This window comes from Leptothoe sp. ISB3NOV94-8A, from assembly GCF_043421595.1.
In the GTDB taxonomy this organism is placed as follows: domain Bacteria; phylum Cyanobacteriota; class Cyanobacteriia; order Phormidesmidales; family Phormidesmidaceae; genus Leptothoe; species Leptothoe turfae.
In genome coordinates this window covers 4,588,886-4,608,937 of record NZ_JAXSQW010000001.1, presented here as the reverse complement: position 1 = coordinate 4,608,937, position 20,052 = coordinate 4,588,886, and the positions used below count along the sequence as shown (strand labels likewise).

General features: G+C 46.5%; 15 protein-coding genes. 8 read left to right on the top strand and 7 right to left on the bottom strand.

The features are described from left to right. Positions 1-213: 213 nt before the first annotated feature. Complete coding sequence (locus SPB21_RS19510; protein WP_499867525.1) at positions 214-1,164, bottom strand: 2-keto-4-pentenoate hydratase; 951 nt, start codon at positions 1,162-1,164, stop codon at positions 214-216. A gap of 337 nt (positions 1,165-1,501) precedes the next feature. Between SPB21_RS19510 and clpS the strand changes: the two genes are divergently transcribed. From clpS to SPB21_RS19495, 3 genes are read left to right on the top strand one after another with little or no spacing between them, the layout of a single operon-like run. Next, positions 1,502-1,831: an ATP-dependent Clp protease adapter ClpS gene (clpS, locus tag SPB21_RS19505; protein ID WP_006516073.1), complete on the top strand. Its 330-nt coding sequence runs from the start codon at positions 1,502-1,504 to the stop codon at positions 1,829-1,831. Positions 1,832-1,833: 2 nt separating this feature from the next. Continuing rightward, a complete protein-coding gene (locus SPB21_RS19500; RefSeq protein WP_499867523.1) occupies positions 1,834-2,130 on the top strand; it encodes a DUF2103 domain-containing protein in 297 nt (98 codons plus the stop codon). A 58-nt stretch (positions 2,131-2,188) separates the two neighbouring features. Further along, complete coding sequence (locus tag SPB21_RS19495) at positions 2,189-3,349, top strand: class I SAM-dependent methyltransferase (RefSeq protein WP_499868728.1); 1,161 nt, start codon at positions 2,189-2,191, stop codon at positions 3,347-3,349. A gap of 41 nt (positions 3,350-3,390) precedes the next feature. Here the strand turns inward: SPB21_RS19495 and SPB21_RS19490 are convergent, their stop codons facing one another. Both SPB21_RS19490 and SPB21_RS19485 read right to left on the bottom strand, forming a co-directional pair. Beyond that, the gene (locus SPB21_RS19490; RefSeq protein ID WP_163662195.1) at positions 3,391-3,744 is read right to left on the bottom strand and encodes a hypothetical protein; all 354 of its coding nucleotides are present in this window, start codon (positions 3,742-3,744) and stop codon (positions 3,391-3,393) included. Between the two features lie 213 nt (positions 3,745-3,957). After that, complete coding sequence (locus SPB21_RS19485; RefSeq protein ID WP_499867522.1) at positions 3,958-5,028, bottom strand: DUF3616 domain-containing protein; 1,071 nt, start codon at positions 5,026-5,028, stop codon at positions 3,958-3,960. Positions 5,029-5,255: 227 nt separating this feature from the next. Between SPB21_RS19485 and SPB21_RS19480 the strand changes: the two genes are divergently transcribed. The 5 genes from SPB21_RS19480 to SPB21_RS19460 all read left to right on the top strand — a co-directional run bounded on the left by SPB21_RS19480 (position 5,256) and on the right by SPB21_RS19460 (position 13,891). Next, a complete protein-coding gene (locus SPB21_RS19480; protein ID WP_163662191.1) occupies positions 5,256-6,089 on the top strand; it encodes a cyanophycinase in 834 nt (277 codons plus the stop codon). Between the two features lie 555 nt (positions 6,090-6,644). Next, complete coding sequence (cphA, locus tag SPB21_RS19475) at positions 6,645-9,329, top strand: cyanophycin synthetase (protein WP_499867521.1); 2,685 nt, start codon at positions 6,645-6,647, stop codon at positions 9,327-9,329. Positions 9,330-9,530: 201 nt separating this feature from the next. Beyond that, positions 9,531-13,034, top strand: a complete 3,504-nt coding sequence (locus SPB21_RS19470) for a HEAT repeat domain-containing protein (RefSeq protein ID WP_499867519.1) — start codon at positions 9,531-9,533, stop codon at positions 13,032-13,034. Positions 13,035-13,145: 111 nt separating this feature from the next. After that, a complete protein-coding gene (locus SPB21_RS19465; RefSeq protein ID WP_499867518.1) occupies positions 13,146-13,424 on the top strand; it encodes a UPF0175 family protein in 279 nt (92 codons plus the stop codon). Next, positions 13,421-13,891, top strand: coding sequence for a PIN domain-containing protein (locus SPB21_RS19460; RefSeq protein ID WP_499867517.1), 471 nt, complete (start codon positions 13,421-13,423; stop codon positions 13,889-13,891). The genes SPB21_RS19465 and SPB21_RS19460 overlap by 4 nt, the downstream gene beginning before the upstream one ends. Before the next feature lie 78 nt (positions 13,892-13,969). Here the strand turns inward: SPB21_RS19460 and SPB21_RS19455 are convergent, their stop codons facing one another. From SPB21_RS19455 to SPB21_RS19440, 4 genes are all read right to left on the bottom strand, one after another. Further along, the gene (locus SPB21_RS19455) at positions 13,970-14,641 is read right to left on the bottom strand and encodes a restriction endonuclease subunit R (protein ID WP_499867515.1); all 672 of its coding nucleotides are present in this window, start codon (positions 14,639-14,641) and stop codon (positions 13,970-13,972) included. A 299-nt stretch (positions 14,642-14,940) separates the two neighbouring features. Then, the gene (locus SPB21_RS19450; protein WP_499867513.1) at positions 14,941-16,596 is read right to left on the bottom strand and encodes a transglutaminase domain-containing protein; all 1,656 of its coding nucleotides are present in this window, start codon (positions 16,594-16,596) and stop codon (positions 14,941-14,943) included. 572 nt (positions 16,597-17,168) lie between these two features. Then, positions 17,169-19,274 (bottom strand): bifunctional arginine dihydrolase/ornithine cyclodeaminase, encoded by a 2,106-nt coding sequence (gene argZ / locus SPB21_RS19445; protein ID WP_163662174.1) that lies wholly within the window; start codon positions 19,272-19,274, stop codon positions 17,169-17,171. Between the two features lie 234 nt (positions 19,275-19,508). Beyond that, the gene (locus tag SPB21_RS19440; RefSeq protein ID WP_163662172.1) at positions 19,509-19,760 is read right to left on the bottom strand and encodes a DUF2283 domain-containing protein; all 252 of its coding nucleotides are present in this window, start codon (positions 19,758-19,760) and stop codon (positions 19,509-19,511) included. Between the last annotated feature and the right edge of the window lie 292 nt (positions 19,761-20,052).

The window sequence follows — 20,052 nt, the reverse complement described above, 5'->3', positions numbered from 1 at the left end:
ACTTTTGCGTAGACCAGTCGGGAAACTGTCTGTCAAAGGAGATGACAGAATCTCTAACTAAAATCTCTTCAGTAAACTGTTGTAATGGTGTCTGTACGTAGCTCAGGAGCTTAGTGCAGAGCCCATAAACAGTGATCACTAACTCAAAGGTACCCTGTAAATTCGCCAGGCACCCATGTCGTCGTTATGACACCTAAAACACCGCAGAAACCGTTAGTCGTCGTCTACTTCAAACGATACTTCAAGATCAACTGAGCGCTCATTGTCCCGAAGGCCAAAATACCGAGCCTCGATACCCATGATATCCGTGCCAGCATCCAGGGACACCAGGGAAGTAACCGAGCCTAGAGACAGTAGATCTCCGGGTCTTAATTCCACACCTTGGGTGAGTAGTGTGTCCCGCAACCACCGTACCGAATTAATCGGATGACCTAAGAGTGCCGAGCTCTCACCATCAACTAAAAATTGCCCCCGATCGTTGTTCAACACCACTCGAATATTGGCCAGCTGATCCAGGCCGCTATCTCCCGATTCAAGTTCAACTGGGTTTCCCATCACACCGTAGCGAGCCCCTACGTTCACAGCAACTAGAGCTCCAGCATTGACAACGGCATCCTCTTCATAAACCAAATCTGGTAGCTCTAGAAATGGAATGACAGCGTCTAACCCAGCCAGCAATTCTAAATCTGTGTCAGCCTGATTAATGTCGGCACTCCCCACACGCACCATCAGATCCCCTTCTGCTTGGGGGCGGCTGCCAAACTCCAGAGGGAGGGTAGCACCATCTTCAAGCAACATATTTTCTAGCAAAAAACCGTACAAAGGATGGCTAATCCCTAGCTGGGACTGCGCTTTAGTGTTAGTCAACGCCACCTTATAGCCGACTACAGAGCCTTCATCACCAGCGTCGCCGATTAGACGCCGGACAAAACTGAGATGTATCGAATCAATTTGTCGCGATGATAAACCTTCCGTCAAAATCGGGGCTGGGTAGCCAGCTGAGTAATGTTGAAATAGTGAAACCGCCACTAAGTCGGTATAGCTTTGGGCCAAGCGCAGAGGCTGTAGAGTCTGAGGCAAGGGCTCTGCTGCATGGATTGCGGTTGCACCGCCAGCCATGAGAATACCAAGGCCAATACCCTTTAGCCAGCGCCAGTTTTTCATATTTCTTGCCCTTAGTGATCTGCGTAGAAGTGAGGTTGATTTGTTGCTTTGGATGGGTTTGAGTAGAGTTTCTTGCAAAGATAGCGGCTGTGACAGCTATTTCTTGAAGATTACCTACAATACAAAGCTTTTGCCACCATGGTACCCATAGGGGTGACGCCTAACTAACTGGCTTGACGCCCCTTGCCCTGTAGCTTTCCAATTGGTTGCTATGCCCTCTCCATTGCGTCTACCAATCCTCACAGGCATTTTGTTAATGTATATAAAGACATCTACGATCACTCCCATAGGCGATGGTTCGACCGTTATGTCCGTTGTCTTAGAGAAGTCATAACTTATGAAGGCGGTAGTTTTGAATGCGACCGTTCAGGCGGCCTCTGCGTCACCTGCGGTGACAAAAGAAAAGGCAAAGCAAATCACTCGGCAGCCGTATCCTAACTACAAAGTTATTGTGCTTAATGATGATTTCAACACGTTTCAGCATGTGGCGGAGACGTTAGTAAAATATATTCCCCACATGACGCCAGATCAGGCTTGGAAGCTGACGAATCAAGTACACTACGAAGGGCAAGCGACCGTTTGGGTCGGTCCGCTGGAGCAGGCGGAGCTTTATCACAGTCAGTTGATTCGAGCTGGCTTGACCATGGCCCCTTTGGAGAAAGCTTAGGCATGGGCTCTACCCACAGCACGAGCCATGGGCGGGTTGTCCTCAACCACTCCACCCACATCCCTGGGCTGATTCCTATCCTGCAAAAGCTTTCCACCCATCCTCAAATTAAAACCTTAACTCCGGCTGTGATTACTTGCGGTCGCTTAAATGCACCAAAGTTTCGCTTAAAGTCATCGGTCCCGATTCGCGGTGGGTTTAAGCTGATTGCCCGCAAAGGCAAGTCGATTCAAGAAGTATTTGTGATTACCGATCTAAGCGCTGAGCAGTTAGCCGCAGCCATCGAGGCGGTAATTTAGCGGTAATGGTAAGTTAAAGGGCGGTGTGAATCGTCAGGCGTCAATCGTGAACCCCAAAATGCAGGGTGGGCACTGCCTATCCCATACCGAACACCCCAATGCTGACTATCAACAGGAAGGAAAAGCACGATTTGCGATCGCAAATGCCTTTTATCGTTCCTCCAGCCAAATAGGACGCGATTTAGCTGTACTGGCCGCCGCTATCTATCGTCAACAGCAGGGGCAATTGCGCGTCATTGATGCCATGACCGGCTGCGGCGTCCGCCCGCTACGCTACCATCTAGAAGCTGGGGCTGACTGGGTTTGGGCCAACGAAGGTAACCCTGAACTCAAAGCAGTACTGGGCAAAAACCTGCGCCATGGCATGGCACCTGAGGCTTACTGCATTACCCACCAGGATGCCAACCAGCTATTTTTTAGCTGTGTGCAAAAGCAAGACTATTACGACCTCATTGATATCGACAGCTTTGGTAGCCCCACACCATTTATCAATACGGCACTGTGGGCAATTAAGCTGGGGGGACTGCTCTATCTCACCAGTACCGATGGCCGTACGACCGGGGGCCATGCCCTGACGAAAAGTGTGCAGATCTATGGGGCCTGTGCTCGAAACCATCCTGCGGTGCACGAGCAAGGTCTGCGGCTGCTGATTGGTTGTGCGGCTCAGCAAGCGGCCTCTAGGGGGTTTCACATTGAGCCGGTGTTTTCTATTTTTAACGGTTTTATCCACCGGGTGATGGTGCGAGTTGTCACGGGCTCCTGGCAAGATGAGCACTATGGGTTTTTAGCCTATTGCCATAGCTGTGGGCAGTTTCGTTCAGCCAACTGGCGACAGTTAGGCCAACTCAACTGTGGGGCCTGTGGGGCACCGCCTGTGGTCAGCGGTCCCATGTGGTTGGGACCGCTGCATGATGTGGACTATGTGGGCCAAATGGCCGTCTTAGCCACCCAATGGCATTGGCCCCAGCGGATTCAACGATGGTTGGCGGTGATGCTACAAGAAGCTGCGATGCCCCCCTACTACTATCCACTGGCGGAGATTGGTCGGCGAGGGCAGATGGATATTCCTGCTAGGGATCGATTGATTAGGGGAATTTGCGATCGCTCAACTGGTAACAATTATTGTGCTACTCGCACGCATCTTGATGCCCAAGCCATTAAGACCAATGCGCCATTAGCAGTGTGTTTGGACATTGCGAAACGCCTGCAAAATAAATAGGTATATCTCCCATGGCGTATGACGTGGGAGAACAAAAAATGCTATAGCATTTTTTGCAAAGCAGAGAGAAGTTTTGTATTTTTTACATCCTCTTCTAGCTGTTGAAATACTGAATCCATATCCACTTGACTGAGTTCTTCTTGGCCAAGCGGTGTGATCTGATAGATAGCTGGTTTCTCAGGCTCTGAAGTGTGTCTGAGCCAACCTTGGTTAACCAGGCGCTTAAGCGTGTTTAGCAAATCAGGAAACAAACCTAGCTGATAGTTAAACAACTGTGATAACGGATAGTATCGTTGGAAACGACTATTGGAGGCGATGAGAGCCACGAGTAGAAAGTTCAAGGCATCTGATTTATTATCTATGGTCTTTTGAATATCGGAGATATTAGATGTCATGTATTAAATCTGGTGTATAAAATGAAGCTCAACAAAATCTAAGTGTTGTATACACCCTGATTCTTCTGATGGAAGGCGGTTTGCTCCTTTTAGGAGACATCTCAATGGAGATATTAGTTCCTCCAGAGAATAAAGGTATAGGGTTGCTAACCAAGTCTTATGGGAGTAACTTATACAGATGTCTCGGCCTGTTTCAGGGTTTGGGCGTTAATCTTAAGTGGGTAATCGAAAAACATCAGCAAAAACAGCATCCGTTCCCACCCGTCGCGTTTCAGCAGGTCGATCGTACACCACCATTAGGCTGTCTTTATATCCCAAACAGGGAAACAAGGTCATGCCTTCAGCAAAATCACTACCCATAGTGAGAGGAATATCAAATAGAACTTCTAATTTGTCAGAATCTTTATGCCAGATACAGTCATCACCATGGTTTAACATATCTTTGAGGCGAAAGATTTGTTGTTCTCCAGAGAGTGTCATGGTGGGGCCAGCCAAGATTAATAAATCACCATCGTGAAAATATAGATCCCGAACCCCCAGGCCATCTAGATCTAAAAAGTGTTTGTGATAGAGCTTGTCTGTCCCTAGACTTTTGAAAGAAAGCACACCTGGTTTCTTCTCCTGTAGTTCTAACTCTAAAATGATTGCCCAGCCCCTTAAAACAGGACCTCTTAAACCTAAAAATACCCTATGGCCAGCAACTGCCATGCCTTCAATGTCTAAGCCGTTGTCTTTGGAGGGTAAATCGATGTCTAAGAAAGGACCGATGTGTTCATCCTCTTTTAAGGCCTGAATTAAAATATTGTTTTCTTTTGTTTTTTGTAAGGCTGCAGCAGTGAGTTCAGTGCCGTCAGATAGCTCACACGATTTAACTAGCTTCCCTTTGATAACAGGGATACGGGCCAACAGGTATCGATTGATATCGTGCTTGATTTTTGCCAGACGCTGAATATCTTTTTGGGGGTCTTTCCCCTTGGCATTTTTACGTTTGCTACTGTGGGAGCCGATCACCCAAAGATAGCCTTCTGAATAACCTAGCGCTTCAATATCAATTTCTGATTCGTTATCAAATAACTCTACAAAGTCCCCGATCTGAAAGACTTGATGATCGCCATAGACACAGCTTTCTAAACGCTGTAGTCGTTCAACGGCTACACATTCATCTGACCCTACCCAGAGGCTGCCATCGGGAGTCATGGCGACGGCTGATAAATCAGCAATGACATTCTCCGCCTGCTCGCCAAACTGTAGTAAAACTCGACTTAGCAAAAAGCTGTCAGCCATAGAGGGTTGTGCTCCTTCAAGATCTGTTTGAGTATACTGTGGTCAACTTAAGTTTTTGAAGATTTGCAACTGCACCTCTGAGGCCAAGCGCTAAGGCATTAAATAGAGGGGCTAAATCTATCTTGTGGAGGAGTAAAAATCTGATTGTGTTAACTCTACAACAATATGATTTACTATCTAGGAATGCATTTATGCGTTAGTAAAAATCTCTTCTTGTTCGTTAAGCTATGGTAATTCCGACCCAGTACCCCGTCATGGTAATTGGAGGGGCAGAAGATAAGGTCGGTGAACGCAAGATATTGACGAACTTCTTTAATAGTGCCGGCGGGACTCAGGCCGTAATTGGCATTGTTCCCTGTGCCTCTCAGGAGCCCAGTGTCGTTGGCGATCGCTACCGCCGCATTTTCACTCAGCTAGGAGTCAAAGACGTTCATGTCCTTGATATTCGACGTCCCCGCGAGTGTGATGAAGACCGTTGGCTTGAGCTGCTGGATCGCTGTGCCGGTATCTTTTTGTCCGGTGGTGATCAGGTGCGCCTATTCAACTTTATTCAGGGTAGTAAGTTTATAACGACACTTAAGAAGCGCCTTAAAACTGGCACGTTAGTCGTGGCTGGAACCAGTGCGGGTGCTGCAGTGATGGGTGAAAAGATGATCTCGGGGGGCAGTAGTGGGGAATCACCCAACCGCTCACTGGTGGATTTGATGGATGGTTTGGGCCTTATCCCTGAGCTTTTGGTGGATCAGCACTTTCATAACCGTAATCGCATGGCTCGGTTGTTGAGTGCGATCGCAGCTAATCCTGACCGACTAGGTATTGGCATTGACGAAGACACCTGTGCTGCTTTCAAAGGCGATGGCACCTTTCAAGTAATCGGCAAAGGCTCTGTCACCATCATTGATCCAAGGGAACTAACCCATACAAACTATCGTGACTCTGGTGACAATTCCCCGTTGAGCCTCCATGACTTAAGAGTCCATATCTTAAGTGAGGGCGACCAATACGACTGTAGGTGCCGCTCAGTTTGTACACCTAATCTTGAAATGGTATCCAAGCTCTAGCGATTATCTGAAGCATGTTTGCTTAACGCCAAAATGGAGTGTTAGCAACCCGTTTAATAGCTTTAAAGATCAATAGATAATCTCCGATCTCATCTATTATTTCCGAAAATTGCATGTGATAAATGCATAAATTGCATTATTTGTTTTTTAGTATGTCATGGACTTATAACAAAATGCATGTCTTTGTGATGCTATTTAACCCGTGTTGTATCATTCAATACAGCTACTCAATGCCCTTTAAGCAAAGCTAATCAGCCTACTTGGCACTCTTTTCGAGCTGAAGGTTTGTTGCAAAGATTGAGGAAAAATGGGAGCTTTTCAAGAAATATTCTAGTCAAAATCTCAGATCATTCACTTAAAATCAGATACATCTGTAGCTGAATTAACAAAAATATAAAAACTTAGTTGACCAGCCTGGGCCTAATTTCTTTGCAGGCGCGTTTATTCCTTACTTTCTAGACTCTTTCAAGAGAAAGGGCTTGTAAGCCTTGCGTATGAAATGAAAGGCTTCGTTTGATTTCTGTTGGCATCTACATAAACACCTTATTGTCGCCTATGAAAATTCTGCACACTCGAACCCTTCGCGGGCCTAACTATTGGAGTATCCGTCGTTCCAAGCTGATTGTTGTCCGTCTAGATTTAGAAAATCTGGCGGATAGCCCTTCTGATACCCTGCCCGGTTTTTACGATGGGTTAGTACAGGTGCTACCGAGTCTTGAAGAGCACTACTGTTCTCCAGGGTGTCGAGGTGGATTTTTAAGTCGTGTGCAAGAAGGCACCATGATGGGGCACATTGTGGAGCATGTGGCCCTTGAGCTACAGGTGTTGGCTGGTATGACCGTTGGCTTTGGCCGTACCCGTGAGACTAGCACCCCTGGTATCTATCAAGTCGTTGTTGAATACAAACATGAGGCAGCTGGGCGCTATGCCACACGTGCTGCTGTTCGACTGTGCCAAAGCATTGTTGAAACGGGGACTTACCCTGTAGATGAGCTGCAAACGGATCTGGCAGATCTGAAAGAACTGCGTACTGAGGCAGCTTTGGGCGCTACTACTGAAGCCCTGGTGGGCGAAGCTGAAACCCGTGGCATCCCCTGGATGGAGTTGGAAAACTGTGATCTGTTCCAGCTGGGTTACGGCAAATATCAAAAGCGTGTTCAGGCAGCCCTGACCTCGTCGAGTAATGTGCTCGGTGTAGAGTTGGCCTGTGATAAGGAGCGCACTAAATCAATTCTAGAAAGTATGGGTGCACCTGTGCCTGCAGGACAGCTGGTTTATCATTTTGATGAGCTGGAAAAGACTATTGAACGCCTTGGTGGCTATCCCATCGTGATTAAGCCATTAGACGGTAATCATGGGCGTGGGATCACGACGGATATTGGCTCATGGGAAGAGGCAGAAGAGGCCTATGACCGAGCTAAGGAGATTTCTAGAGGTGTTATTGTCGAACATTTCTATGCCGGACGCGACCATCGCATTTTAGTGGTGAATCATCAGGTGGTTGCTGTTGCAGAGCGGGTGCCAGCTCATGTAGTAGGCAATGGTCATGACACCATCGCTGAGCTGGTGGAGCAAGAGAACCAGGACGAACGTCGTGGCAATGGCCATGACAATGTACTCACCCAAATTAAGCTGGATGTGTCCACTGATGAGATGCTGAACCGGCAGGGTTTCACCCTAGATACGGTGCTAGAACCAGAGCAAGTGGCCTATCTGCGAGCAACGGCGAATTTGAGTACAGGTGGAACAGCTATCGATCGTACCGATGAGATTCATCCAGAAACGGTGTGGTTAGCGGAGCGAGTCTCACGAATTATTGATCTAGATATTGCGGGGATCGACGTAATTACCACCGATATCACCAAGCCGCTGTGCGAGGCGGCTGGGGTGATTGTTGAAGTAAACGCCGCACCGGGATTGCGAATGCATTTAGCTCCTAGTCAGGGTGTAGCCCGTAATGTGGCGGCTCCGATTTTGCAGATGTTGTTCCCACCTGATACCCCCACACATGTGCCGGTTGTGGCCGTGACGGGCACCAATGGTAAAACCACAACAACCCGTCTCATTGCCCATATCGCGAGACAGGTTTATGACGCAGTGGGCTTTACCACCACCGATGGCATTTACATTGGAGATCACCTGATTGAAAAAGGTGATACTACTGGACCCCAAAGTGCCCGAATGATTTTGCAGGATCCCACTGTGGAGATGGCGGTTTTGGAATCTGCCCGAGGTGGTATTCTGCGCTCTGGTTTAGCGTTTCGTCACTGTGATGTCGGTGTGGTGCTAAATGTGGCCGCTGACCACCTGGGTCTAGGAGACATCGACACCATTGACCAAATGGCTAGGGTAAAAGGGGTCATTGCAGAAGCCGTCCATGCTGACGGCTATGCGATTCTCAACGCCGATGATGAGCGGGTAGCTGCGATGGCGGATCGGGTAATTGGCAAAGTGGCCTATTTCTCGATGGATTCGCAGAATCCTCTAGTGCGAGATCATGTTCAGGATGGAGGCATTGCTGCTGTCTACGATGATGGTCATATTGTTATCTTGCAGCATGAATGGGTGCACCGAATTGAGCATGTTGAACGGGTGCCCCTAACCTTGGGTGGACGGGCACCGTTTATGATTGCCAATGCTCTGGCGGCTAGCTTAGCCACCTTTGTGCAGGGCATTAAGGTGGAGCAAATCCGGGCTGCGTTGCGTAGCTTTGAGGCTTCGGCTCAGCAGACGCCGGGACGCATGAATCTTTTCAATCTGGGCCATTTCCATGCGTTAGTGGATTACGCCCACAATCCTGCTGGCTATGAAGCGGTGGGAGGCTTTGTGAAGAACTGGTCGGGACCAACCATTGGTGTTGTGGGCGGACCGGGCGATCGTCGTGATCAGGATCTGATTGGTTTAGGTCAGCTGGCAGCGACGTTCTTTGATCACATCATTGTCAAAGAAGATGATGATGGTCGAGGGCGACCTGCGGGTAATGCAGCCGGGCTAATTGTTCAGGGCATTGCTCAAGCTGATGATTCATCTGCATCCCACATTGTTCAGTTGGATGAGACGGCAGCGATTGAATGTGCGCTGGAGCATGCTCCTGAGGATGCGCTTGTGGTGATTTTTCCTGAACAGGTGAGTCGAGCCATTGAGTTGATTCAGAAGCGTAATCCAATTGTGGATACTCCAACAGCGGTAGATTCGGTGTCGGACTCGTCACCTTTGGAGCCGATGTCGGTAGGGGGTTAGTAATTAGTTCGGGTAACCGTATTGGTTTTCTAGATGCCCCTCTGCCCTCTGCTTTTCTTTCTCTTAATGAAAAGGGCAGAGGGCAGGCTGCTATAGGAAGTTTAATCAGGACAAGACTACACCTGTGCTGAGCCTATGCATGAATTTAGCAAAATGACTATGATGGATACGTTTTCATAGCAAAAAGCTATTTAAAGTTGCATGGTTGATGCTGGTCAGATCCAGGCGTATCTTAGTGGCGTTAGTCGCCGTTACGAAAAATGGCGATGCGATAATGCGCTAACCGACACGATTGAGGCTCAACAAGCAACTTTTACCTTTAAGCAGTTTGTCCAAACTGAGAGTAAACTACCAAAAGAGCAATCGAATAAAAGAATACTTTCTCCAGAAGAACAACCGAATGAAGAAGAGCAACCGAATGAAGAAGAGCAACCGAATAAAAAAACGCTTCCTCTTTTAGAAGGCATTCGAAAATATCTCAAATCAGAGCATGTTTTGCTAGTGGGTTCACCAGGTGTTGGTAAATCATCTGCCCTATGGCATTGCCTCGATACATTAGCCAAAGAAGAACTAGAATCACCACAACCTCGCATTCCGGTACTTATTCAACTGAAGCAGTATCGTGACAGCTTTGTGAGTCCTGAAGATCCATCTGGGTTACTCACATTGATTCGATTATCAATTCGTCCCCATCTGCGACTTTCCATTTCAGAAGTCGATACCCTTTTGGCTGATAAGCGTTTCATCCTACTATTAGATGGTTTGAATGAAATACCTGCAAGTGTGTTCAATACTCATCTAGGTGTATTTCGTGACGAGTGTCAGGAGTTGGAAATTCCACTCATTTGCTCAACTCGTTCACTCAGTAGAGGGGATCTGGGCATTCAACGTAAACTAGAAATCCAGCCACTGAGCCCAGCAGAGGCTAATCGCTTTTTACAAGAATGCTTGCCTGAGCATCAAGAGCAGGTCAGGCAGCTCTTTCGACGAGATAATCGTGAACTGAGCCGCACTCCCTTTGTATTATGGATGCTGTATCATCTGCTCAAAGAAACTGGCACTCTTGCAGAAACTTTAGGAGAAGCCTTTAGACATTTTTTTCGTTACCACTTTAGAAAATATAAGGAAGATGCGCCTGTTACCGAAGAACGGTGTCAGGCCTGGAATTCATGGCTAGAAGAGTTAGCATTCACTATGCTGAACTCTTCAGATCCGTTAGTTTCTGGCTTAGTTATATCTAGGGAGAATGCTGAAAACTCTCTTTCAAGAAGATTTGGTATTTTACAAGGTAATCCCTCTCGAATTCACGAACTGGAGAAGTATCATTTTCTAACACCAGTTTCCGACAGAGAAATCACTTTCCAGCATCAACTAATTCAGGAATACTACGCTGCAGAATGCCTCTTAGAGAAGTTACATAAGGAACCTCAGTTACTCCAGAATCAATTAGAGCAAGGGTATACCCCGTTTCAGATATGCTGTCTTAATGATCTGAAATGGACAGAGCCGTTATTAATGATGATGTCTCTTTTAGATACTCCAAGCATTGCGATTCGAGTAACTCAGTTAGCATTGGAAACTGATCTTCGACTTGGTGCAAGATTAGCTGGTGCCACATCAAAACCCTTACAAAAGAAAACAATCAAAATTCTTCTTAAAAAGGATTGTCAAGACTCTCTGAAAATTTGGCTTTTACGACAGTCACAATCCTCAGAAGCTATTCCATTTTTACTGGATATTCTTCACAATGGTGATTCAAATCATCGATGGCGAGCAGCACGGGCATTAGCTAAATTTGATAAACATCTTGTTGATGATCATCTGAAAAAAGCTTTAGCTGATGAGGATCCTAGTGTTAGGCGTATTGCAGCAGTATCCTTAAAAGAGCTATGTAGTAGTGACGTAGTAAAACATCTCTGTCATCTATTGAATAATGATGAAGACTGGTTAGTTCCACGTTTTACGGTGGACTATTTAGGAGACTTACAAGATGAAGAGGCGATTGAATGCTTAAAACATGCACTTAATCATCCAGACTCAATAGTTTGTAAAAGAGCGGCTGAACATCTGGGTAGACGTATTCCTGAGCAGGTGATTAATATATTGGAAAAACGGCTAGAAGCAGATTCAGAATCTAAGAAAATTGCCATACATTTGCTGGGTGAAACAGGGAGTAGCTTAGCTTTCCCACCACTCATGCGCGCTTTATTAGACGATAACTGGATTATACGCTCAAACGCTAGTGATGCCCTGGGACATTTAGGTATTCGGCTAGGCATGAGACTGCCAGATGAAGTAGCGGATAGATTAATCGATGTTCTCCAGAAGGATACTGAATCTTCAGTCCGTTCTGGAGCTGCAATTCACTTGGGGTTTACTAAAACTTTCAGAGCATTATCGTCTCTTACAAGAGCTTTGACTGGAGACCGTAATAAAGTTGTTCGTCATGCTGCAGCTGCTGCCCTTGGTAGACTTCATCAAAAATCTGCTACTGATGCTTTGATAGGTGCTCTCAAAGATGAGGAATATGTTGTTGAAGAAGTCGTTAGGTCTTTGCGTTTGATCCAATCTAGCCAGGCTTTACCTTATGCAAAAAAGTTTTTGAAAAGTAAAAACTCTAAATTACGCAAAGAAGCCGTGCTAATCATTGGTCTGTTGGGCGACCCAAAGAAGGATGCAGCTACTTTATATAAATTCCTGAAGGATAAGAGTTTTTCCGTTCGGTTATGCTCAGCTTATGCGTTAAGTCAATTTGATAATAGGAAAGGTGTTCCTATACTAGAAGAGTCATTGAAGACTGGAAATAAAGACGCTAGGAAACGAGCGCTCTATGGCCTCGAAAACTTTGGGGGGAAAGTTGGGCTAACTACAATAGCGTCAGTTGCGGTTAAGGATGATGAGTATTCTCTTCGAAAAGAAGCTATTCAGTTTCTAAAGAGATTTAACCATACGCAAGGAGTTAGAGATTTTCTTAAAAGAGCGCTTGAGAGTACAAACGAGAATACTGCTCGAAACGCTGCAGAGGCAGTGAAAGTATTAGGCTATCCTGAGACACTAGAACCTTTAAAAGGAATTATCAAAAATATTTTGGTAGTTGAAAGACCTTTGGAAGCCATGCAAGCTATTCAATTATATTTCGGTTTCTATGATTTCGAAATTTATAAAATAGCGGTTCAAAACAAAGGACGAGCAAATTTATTAGATAGTGAAGGGCTTTCAGTCAATAGTTTATTGTCTAGAATTGATCAAACGACTCAACAAACTGATAGAAAAATATCTCAAATGGCAAGTGAACCTAAAAGTGTCATTAAAAATCCTACTTTTAATGGTCCTGTGAATTTTGGTGATAACCCCACGGGAGATTTTATAGCTACTCAAAATAACTTCAAGGCTGATCCAGAAGTACAGCATACAGTTTCTGACCTGCAAACTTTAGTGAGCAAATTTCAAGAGCAATATCCTTCTGTTAATGCTGAATCAGAGGCTCTAACTATAATCGATGCAGAGTTTACTGAAATTAAGCAATCTCAAAATCATAAACTAGCAACTCTTCGTAAACAGCTCCTCAATCCTGAACGTCATTTTCAAGCTGGTAAGGCAACTCTTGTCGAAGTTTTGAAACACGTTTTAGAAGAAAGCCTTTGGGCAAAAGCTATTATTACCTACTTTGACAAACTCAGCGAAGAACCTAACTATGGAGCCTAAATTATGCAAAGTACAATTCAAACTCTAGATAAATTCTGAGATTAAGCGATTACAACCTTAGTCATAGATCAGAACAATCTCAAGTACCTATCAAAAAAGCTTACCTGAATTATGCAAGTTACACTTAATCTCCCTGATGAATTGCTTCGACATTTCAATCTTGATCACCTTGCTCGTGAAATTGTAGAGGCCCTAGTGGTACAAGCCTATCAGCTAGAGAAAATCACTAGTGCTGAAGTAGGACGTATCCTGGATCTACCGTCTCGTTGGGCAGTGGACGCTTTTCTGAAGGAGCATAACGCTTATTTGCACTATGATGAAGCAGATTTGGAGAGCGATCGTGAAACATTCCGCCAACTCCGGGAAAATCATGCACATAGCAACTCATGATCGTCGTTTCCGATACCTCGCCGATCAACTATCTCTTGCTCATTGACCAGATCGAATTGCTTCCCCGCTTATTTGGACAGCTCGTTATTCCAGAGGCTGTGCGAGATGAAATGCTAGTTCCAGATGCACCACTAGTAGTTCAGGCATGGATAGCCGATCATCCTACCTGGTTAACGGTTCAAACGGTATCCAAGATCGATGAGACACTCAATGCTCTCGATCCAGGAGAACAAGCAGCCATTACTCTGGCTCAAACTATTTCAGCCGACTTACTGATTATTGACGAGCGATTAGGACGACGTACAGCAATGGAACGGGGAATTTCCATTATTGGCACGCTTGGAATTTTAGATGAGGCTGCTAACCAAGGGTTGATCGAACTCTCAGATGCTATTGCTCGATTGCAAACAACAAACTTCCGTGTCTCTCGTCGCATTATTCAGTCATTACTAGGAGAGCAGAGCTAGTACAGCATAAATGGAGTTTTAAGATTACCCATGACCTGTCCATTCTGCCATATGTCATATAGCTATTGCTCAATTCCACTATGAGCTAACTTTTTGGCTTTTCCAATCCACTGCCATCATTAATTTCCCCAGGTGTTGCAAAATTGCGGTTACCTGATACATTTCATTCTCCTGCCGAAATAACGTAAACAGTTCTGATAAGCAATAGGTGGGTGTTGTTTTTTTCAGCAGTTTAACGAATATAAAATGCCGACCATTGGTCAATAACCCAAACAGCGGCAGTTCCTTTTCTGGACTCGCCATCATGTAGGTCAACACCTGGGGAAGTGCTTCCAAAACATCCGATTGTTGGGGCTTTGTCTCAATGGTCACCACCCATAGATTCCGATACAACACTAATAAATCAATGCGACCACGAATAATCTCATCCTCGTTATCCGAATCCTGAGCTGGAAATGTGACCTCTATCTGTTTTTCAGCCTTGGGTACAAATGGAGCGGTCCCCAACCCAGACACAGCCAAAAGCGGAGCCAGAATCGACATTTTGACCACTTCCTCGTGTAATCGATATTTGATTAAACTCAGGAAATTAGATTTAGCTTTATCCAGCCAGTAGCGATCGCGTTCATCTAAGTCCGCCTCTACCCCCTGCCACTCTAAGAAAAAAGCAGGATCGGTCGATTGCTGTAGACCAAACTGTGCTTCAACTTCATGCAGTTCAAGACTGTGAGCGGCAATCACTTGGACCATAACACTAAGCTAAATAGAACACCTTTGGAGTTAAATTTCCATCAAAATCATTCTATCCTAGTACACCTGAATTATTCTGGTTCATTGACTTATCTCAATGTGCAGTTAGCCTCTCCTCCATGTTCAATCTAGCCACAGATTAATCCTGTTGTTGACTGCGCCGATGCACACTATGAACAACATTAACTGAGGATTGGCAATCGCCTTATCCTGGCTGTGAGTGTCCCCTTCGATTCCACTCAGGGGGACTATTGGCTAAGCGCAGTTGCAGCAAGCCTAAAGTGTTTCAGAAATAATATTTACTCTGGAATCAGCTCATCCAGTATTCGAAAGCGAATATGATTGATAGCTAAGTCGCGCAGTGAGAACTCTTCAGGTTTGTCGTCGGCAGTCATTTTTGTAAAGGGAATCCCTTTACCTATTTCCATGTGGTACCAGGCCAGCCCCATAAAGAAACGCTCAGGATAGGGACCTCGCTCAATTACATCATCCACATTGGATTCCATGGGCAGCCAGCCAACACCAGGGACATAAAACTCTAGCCACACATGGTTAAAGTCTGGTTCTAGGGGTAGGTGGCGGTATTCGGGTTGGGGCGGACACTTATAGCGACCAATAGTGCGACAGGCAATGCCGTTTAGACGAGCTAAAGCCAGCAGTACCCCTACATATTCTCCACAGGAGCCAGTCCCCCGTTCTAGCGCCACATCGGGAGTATCGATTTTGGGTTGAATACCGTAGGAGAGACGATCGTAAACGTAATTGCGAATCCGCAACATCTTCCGCAATACATTAGTCTCAGTTCCTGCGCCTTCACTAGCTGCCTGCTGGATGGTGTCTGTATCCATTGCCAGATCGTCGTCATCAACGAGGTAGTGCTGTAGTTCAGTGGGTAGTGGCTTGTCGCCATCAATATCGTCAGGGGTGAGGCAATATTTGAGGCTATACATTTCGACAGTGGCCTTCCAGCCTAAGAGACCTCCCTGAAAAGGCTGAATTTGGTCAAACTTAAAGACAGCTACCTGCTGCCCATTTTGTTCTTCAATTGTAAAAGGATGACCAATGGGTTCTACGTGGCGGACGCGCTGGCGCAGGGTGTTGGCAGGTAGGGCAATGCGCCATTCGACGTTGTTGAGGGTGACGGCATCGAGCGGCATGATTTCCTCAGCATAGGAGAATTCCACCAGATATCCGTTTGAGAGGGTGTAGTGTTCGACTGGGTTGTTGTGAAGATAAAGCGGATGGATAAAGGTGCGATCGCGAAATGTCAGTTCATAGGGCGACTCTGCATTGGGATTATCACGAATATAGGGTTCTTCATCGGCATAGACGATATAGCAAACGGGATCTTGCCCTGCCTCAGGTCGATAGAATGTGATGCCGGTGGGTGAACTGTAGGGCGTTAGGGCACTCAGTTGAATCTTGCCTGTTTCGCGATCAAGGCAGTAGACCGTTTGTTCTGTCTGGTCGCATACCCATAATCCATCCTCGTTGGTTGCCAAGGTTTCCTCACCTACACCAGGTTGTGGAAATTTTCCTAGAGGATCGCTCGTGTGGCGATCAAAGAGATGGATATATCCAGATTTTTGGCAGCTGACGTAGACGATGTTTTCCCAAACAGCGACACCGGCTACTGGGTAGGGCAGTTCTGTAAAGAAGGTAGGCTTTTGGGTTGCGAGATCGCACCAAAACACCTCTTCGTCCCTGGCGAACCAAAAGGTATCTTGCCAGAGAGACAAACCGACTGCCCCCATCCACTCCTTATCTTCCAGCTGATACGGGTTTAGGATAACGGTATTGTTGGTGCGGAGATTGATAGAGACAAGATAGCCTCTTACCTTGTCAATGGAAAAAAGGTACTCGTTATTTGCTGCCAGGCCTGACAGGGCATAGACACCAATTGGTCGAATTGTAGACAGCCGCGATGTTTTATTGGTGAACCCTTGCTCAGGCATAGATCAGGGGAGAATTTAACGGTTATTTAAGGTTTTTATTATAAGGAGTTACGGTCTTCCCAAATAGCAGTCTACTACACTGACAATTTCCCCTTTAAGTACTGGGAAAAGAAGACTTTCACGAATTTTAGTGTAACTTTGCCCCTGACCTCGCCGTAACTCCTTCCAAACCTAAATCTTAGCGATAAACGACAGCCTACTTTCGGGGTGTGTGTGGGAGTTTAGGCCCCCACGAACAGGAGGGGTTCGGGGAGGAACGCCCTGAGCAACCCTCATCGCAATTAACCAATTTTCGACCAGTGTATTTTGTAGGTTGGCTAACAGCAAAACCGGCTGCGTGGGGTCCCTCCGAGTTCCCCACACCCCCATGGCTAGGGCGTTCCGCCGCCCTAGAACCCTACGAAAAAAATGATTGATATCCCCAGTAGGCGGTTTGGGCAGTCGGTCAGGTGATTTAGAATTTTGTCGCAGCGCGCAAAATTCTAAAAAGAGGAGTTATTGAATTTCCTATTAGGCAAGAATATTCCTGGCTGAAATTATGAGCCTAATTTTGAACATCCCTCGAGGACACTTCAAACGCGAGCATATTTTCCAGTGAGCTTATTGAGTTGATTAACTAACAGACTCAAAAACAGTCCCACATCAGTAACCACGCCAATCGATTCCAACGAACCGCGATCGCTTAACTTTGTAACCACTGCTGGATTAATATCCACACAAACCATCTTCACCCCGGCGGGGGTCATATTCCCCACACCAATGGAGTGCAGCATGGTCGAGAGCATCAAAATCAGGTCTGCTCCTTCAATCAAACGAGCATAATCCGCCTGGGCTTGGAGCAAATCCATTTGGGTATCGGGCAGTGGGCCATCGTCGCGAATAGATCCAGCCAGGGAAAAGGGCACGTTGTTTTTCACACATTCGTACATGACTCCGCTTTGTAAGATCCCCTGGTCCACTGCATTGGCAATGCTGCCGCAGCGGCGAATAGTATTGATAGCTTTGAGGTGATGGCGATGCCCTCCATGGACGGAAACGCCCCGCTTCATATCCATGCCAAGGGAGGTGCCCATGAGTGCCTGCTCAATGTCGTGAACTGCGATCGCATTTCCCCCCAACAGCCCATGCACATAGCCTTCACGAATGAGATGCCGCAGGTGTTCACTGCCGCCAGTATGAATCACCACTGGCCCTGCCGTGACGACCACTTTGCCACCCTGATCACGGATGCGACGTAAGTCCCAGGCGATCTGCTCCACCACTAACTCCACACGCCGTTCGCTGGAGACGCCAGCGCCCATAAAGCTGAACTCCTCTGTGGATTTCTTTTTAAGGGTGGTAGTCGTACGTTTAGTGCGAATACCTTCGCTACCGACCACAACAGATTCGCCTATCTGTAAATCCCGAAGCAGTTTACAGTGAGCTACTAGACCGTCTGGAGTTTGAGTAATAGCAATGGCTCCATCCATGCGCTGGCCCTGTACCTTAATCCATTGCCCGTTCACAGAAACCTCTGTAGGGTAGATGGCGGTCACATAAAAATCATCAGGGGCCACGCCTGCCTGTACTACAGCTTCTAAGTGGGCGTCAGGGGAAACATCCTCTGAGGTGACGACTGCTCCCAAATCAACCAGTTGCCCCATGATGTCTTCAATGACATCTCCATCGGGGGCTGACACCTTCACGTCTGCCGTTGAGATATCTTGCCGCTGTGCGCCGAGGTCAAAGTGCAATACTTGAAAACTGCCGCCACCAGACACAATTGTGTCCAATGCTCGATTAACGATGCCGGAGTCTAGCAAATGGCCCTCTAGGTGAACCATCCGACTCTGAATAGAAGAGGCTTGAGGAGAGTCTTGACGCGGTTCTGTTACCCGCAATGTTAAACATTTGGCAGCCCCGCCCGCTTTTAGAAATTCGGTGAGGGGTGTTTCAATTACCTTAAAACCGCGTGCGGCTAGAGTTTTCTGGAGACCATCGCTGGCACTGTTCATGATAATAGTTTGGTCAACGTTGACCGCATTGCAGGCAAAGTTGACGGCATCTACCTCATTCACTGGAATACGTTTTTCGGTCGGGATGCGTCGCTCAATTAGATGATTTGAGTAAGTGTCAAACGCTGGGGGATAGTAAAGTAAATCCCCATTGTTCAGCGGACAAAAACAGGTGTCCAGATGATAGAAGCGGCGGTCAATGAGCCGCAGGGAAAGGACCTCCACATCTAGCCATTTAGCTAAATAGGTATGGGAGTCGAGTTCTGAGCGAAAACCGTATCCGGCCCACAGATATCCCCCGACGCGATCAATCAGGGCATCCCCAGCTCCTTCAAAGGGTAACCCTTTAGGTAACGTGTGGACGGTGTAACCCTGGTCTGCAAACCATTGCTGAAAATAGGGTTCTTCCCCTTGCCGCTCAGCATGAAAAAAGCGACTGAGAACAACGGTGTGGTCGAGAATCAACCCAGCATTTGCTGTGAATACCATATCTGGCCATCCAGGCTGAGGTGCCACTAACTCCACCGTTGCATGCTCTTTGAGAATATTGTGGAGCTGGTTCCACTGTTCCTGGGCAAGATCGCGCGATGAGCGATGGATATTGCCTTCCATCCAGGGATTAATTACATAATCAACGTCATAGTGCTGTGGAGCGCACATCAAAATTCGCACGGACTCTTTCATGGTCACCTCAAGTGAACAGAGTGGTAGAACGGTCAATAGCTAGAGGAGAAGTCTACGTTCCTTCCTCAATTATCATTGATCGATGATGAACAACCATTTTTTTGTTTTGAAGTGTTTTTATGATTTCAAGAATGACTCCAAAAGTTATGAACTGTTGACCTGTTGTGTTTTAAGAATGTCGTTCATGCAGAAACCGCATGGGCGGTTGCATGACAAACTTTAGTACCGAACTCCTTATTCTTTGCCACTTGCCAACTCTTTGCCGTTGGTCACCGGCTTATTGAGATTGGCTTGACCGATATTGAAGGAGATAGCGTAAGGACTATCTGTTTTAATCGATGCCCTTCTGATTTCTAAACCGATCACCTGCCCATCTTCGTCATAGTCAAGCACTAATCCCGGTGAGATTTGCGTTGTTTCCTCAATCACAGTAGAGACGAAAGCAATCTGTAGGATGTCTTTATCTGGGTCATAAACGACTTTCATGGGCAAAGATTTCCTTGATTCCAATGACGCACTTACTTACAAGCATAAACTGGCATCGCCAAAGCGTTTGCTTGGCTTGAATTGTGCATCACACAATTATAAGTTTGAGAAAGTTGCTTCGCTATGACGCAATACTTTCTGAAGAATTGACAAAAGGGAAACTGGGGGTATCAGCTTAAGCTGAGAAACCTCGACTGAGTGGGGGGCAGGAGCCGGGAGGAAGTTTGGGGTGTTGCCAAATACATTGGCTAATCCTGTCTGCCCATATCCCATCTGTTCTCAAGCCGTAACT

Excerpts from the sequence above, each read along its gene's own strand:
- SPB21_RS19510 (WP_499867525.1), bottom strand. The coding sequence starts at position 1,164 with ATGAAAAACTGGCGCTGGCTAAAGGGTATTGGCCTTGGTATTCTCATG.
- SPB21_RS19495 (WP_499868728.1), top strand. The coding sequence starts at position 2,189 with ATGCAGGGTGGGCACTGCCTATCCCATACCGAACACCCCAATGCTGAC.
- SPB21_RS19470 (WP_499867519.1), top strand. The coding sequence starts at position 9,531 with ATGGTTGATGCTGGTCAGATCCAGGCGTATCTTAGTGGCGTTAGTCGC.
- SPB21_RS19465 (WP_499867518.1), top strand. The coding sequence starts at position 13,146 with ATGCAAGTTACACTTAATCTCCCTGATGAATTGCTTCGACATTTCAAT.
- SPB21_RS19485 (WP_499867522.1), bottom strand. The coding sequence starts at position 5,028 with ATGGCTGACAGCTTTTTGCTAAGTCGAGTTTTACTACAGTTTGGCGAG.
- SPB21_RS19440 (WP_163662172.1), bottom strand. The coding sequence starts at position 19,760 with ATGAAAGTCGTTTATGACCCAGATAAAGACATCCTACAGATTGCTTTC.
- SPB21_RS19455 (WP_499867515.1), bottom strand. The coding sequence starts at position 14,641 with ATGGTCCAAGTGATTGCCGCTCACAGTCTTGAACTGCATGAAGTTGAA.
- SPB21_RS19460 (WP_499867517.1), top strand. The coding sequence starts at position 13,421 with ATGATCGTCGTTTCCGATACCTCGCCGATCAACTATCTCTTGCTCATT.
- SPB21_RS19450 (WP_499867513.1), bottom strand. The coding sequence starts at position 16,596 with ATGCCTGAGCAAGGGTTCACCAATAAAACATCGCGGCTGTCTACAATT.
- SPB21_RS19500 (WP_499867523.1), top strand. The coding sequence starts at position 1,834 with ATGGGCTCTACCCACAGCACGAGCCATGGGCGGGTTGTCCTCAACCAC.
- SPB21_RS19480 (WP_163662191.1), top strand. The coding sequence starts at position 5,256 with ATGGTAATTCCGACCCAGTACCCCGTCATGGTAATTGGAGGGGCAGAA.
- clpS (WP_006516073.1), top strand. The coding sequence starts at position 1,502 with ATGAAGGCGGTAGTTTTGAATGCGACCGTTCAGGCGGCCTCTGCGTCA.
- SPB21_RS19490 (WP_163662195.1), bottom strand. The coding sequence starts at position 3,744 with ATGACATCTAATATCTCCGATATTCAAAAGACCATAGATAATAAATCA.
- cphA (WP_499867521.1), top strand. The coding sequence starts at position 6,645 with ATGAAAATTCTGCACACTCGAACCCTTCGCGGGCCTAACTATTGGAGT.
- argZ (WP_163662174.1), bottom strand. The coding sequence starts at position 19,274 with ATGAAAGAGTCCGTGCGAATTTTGATGTGCGCTCCACAGCACTATGAC.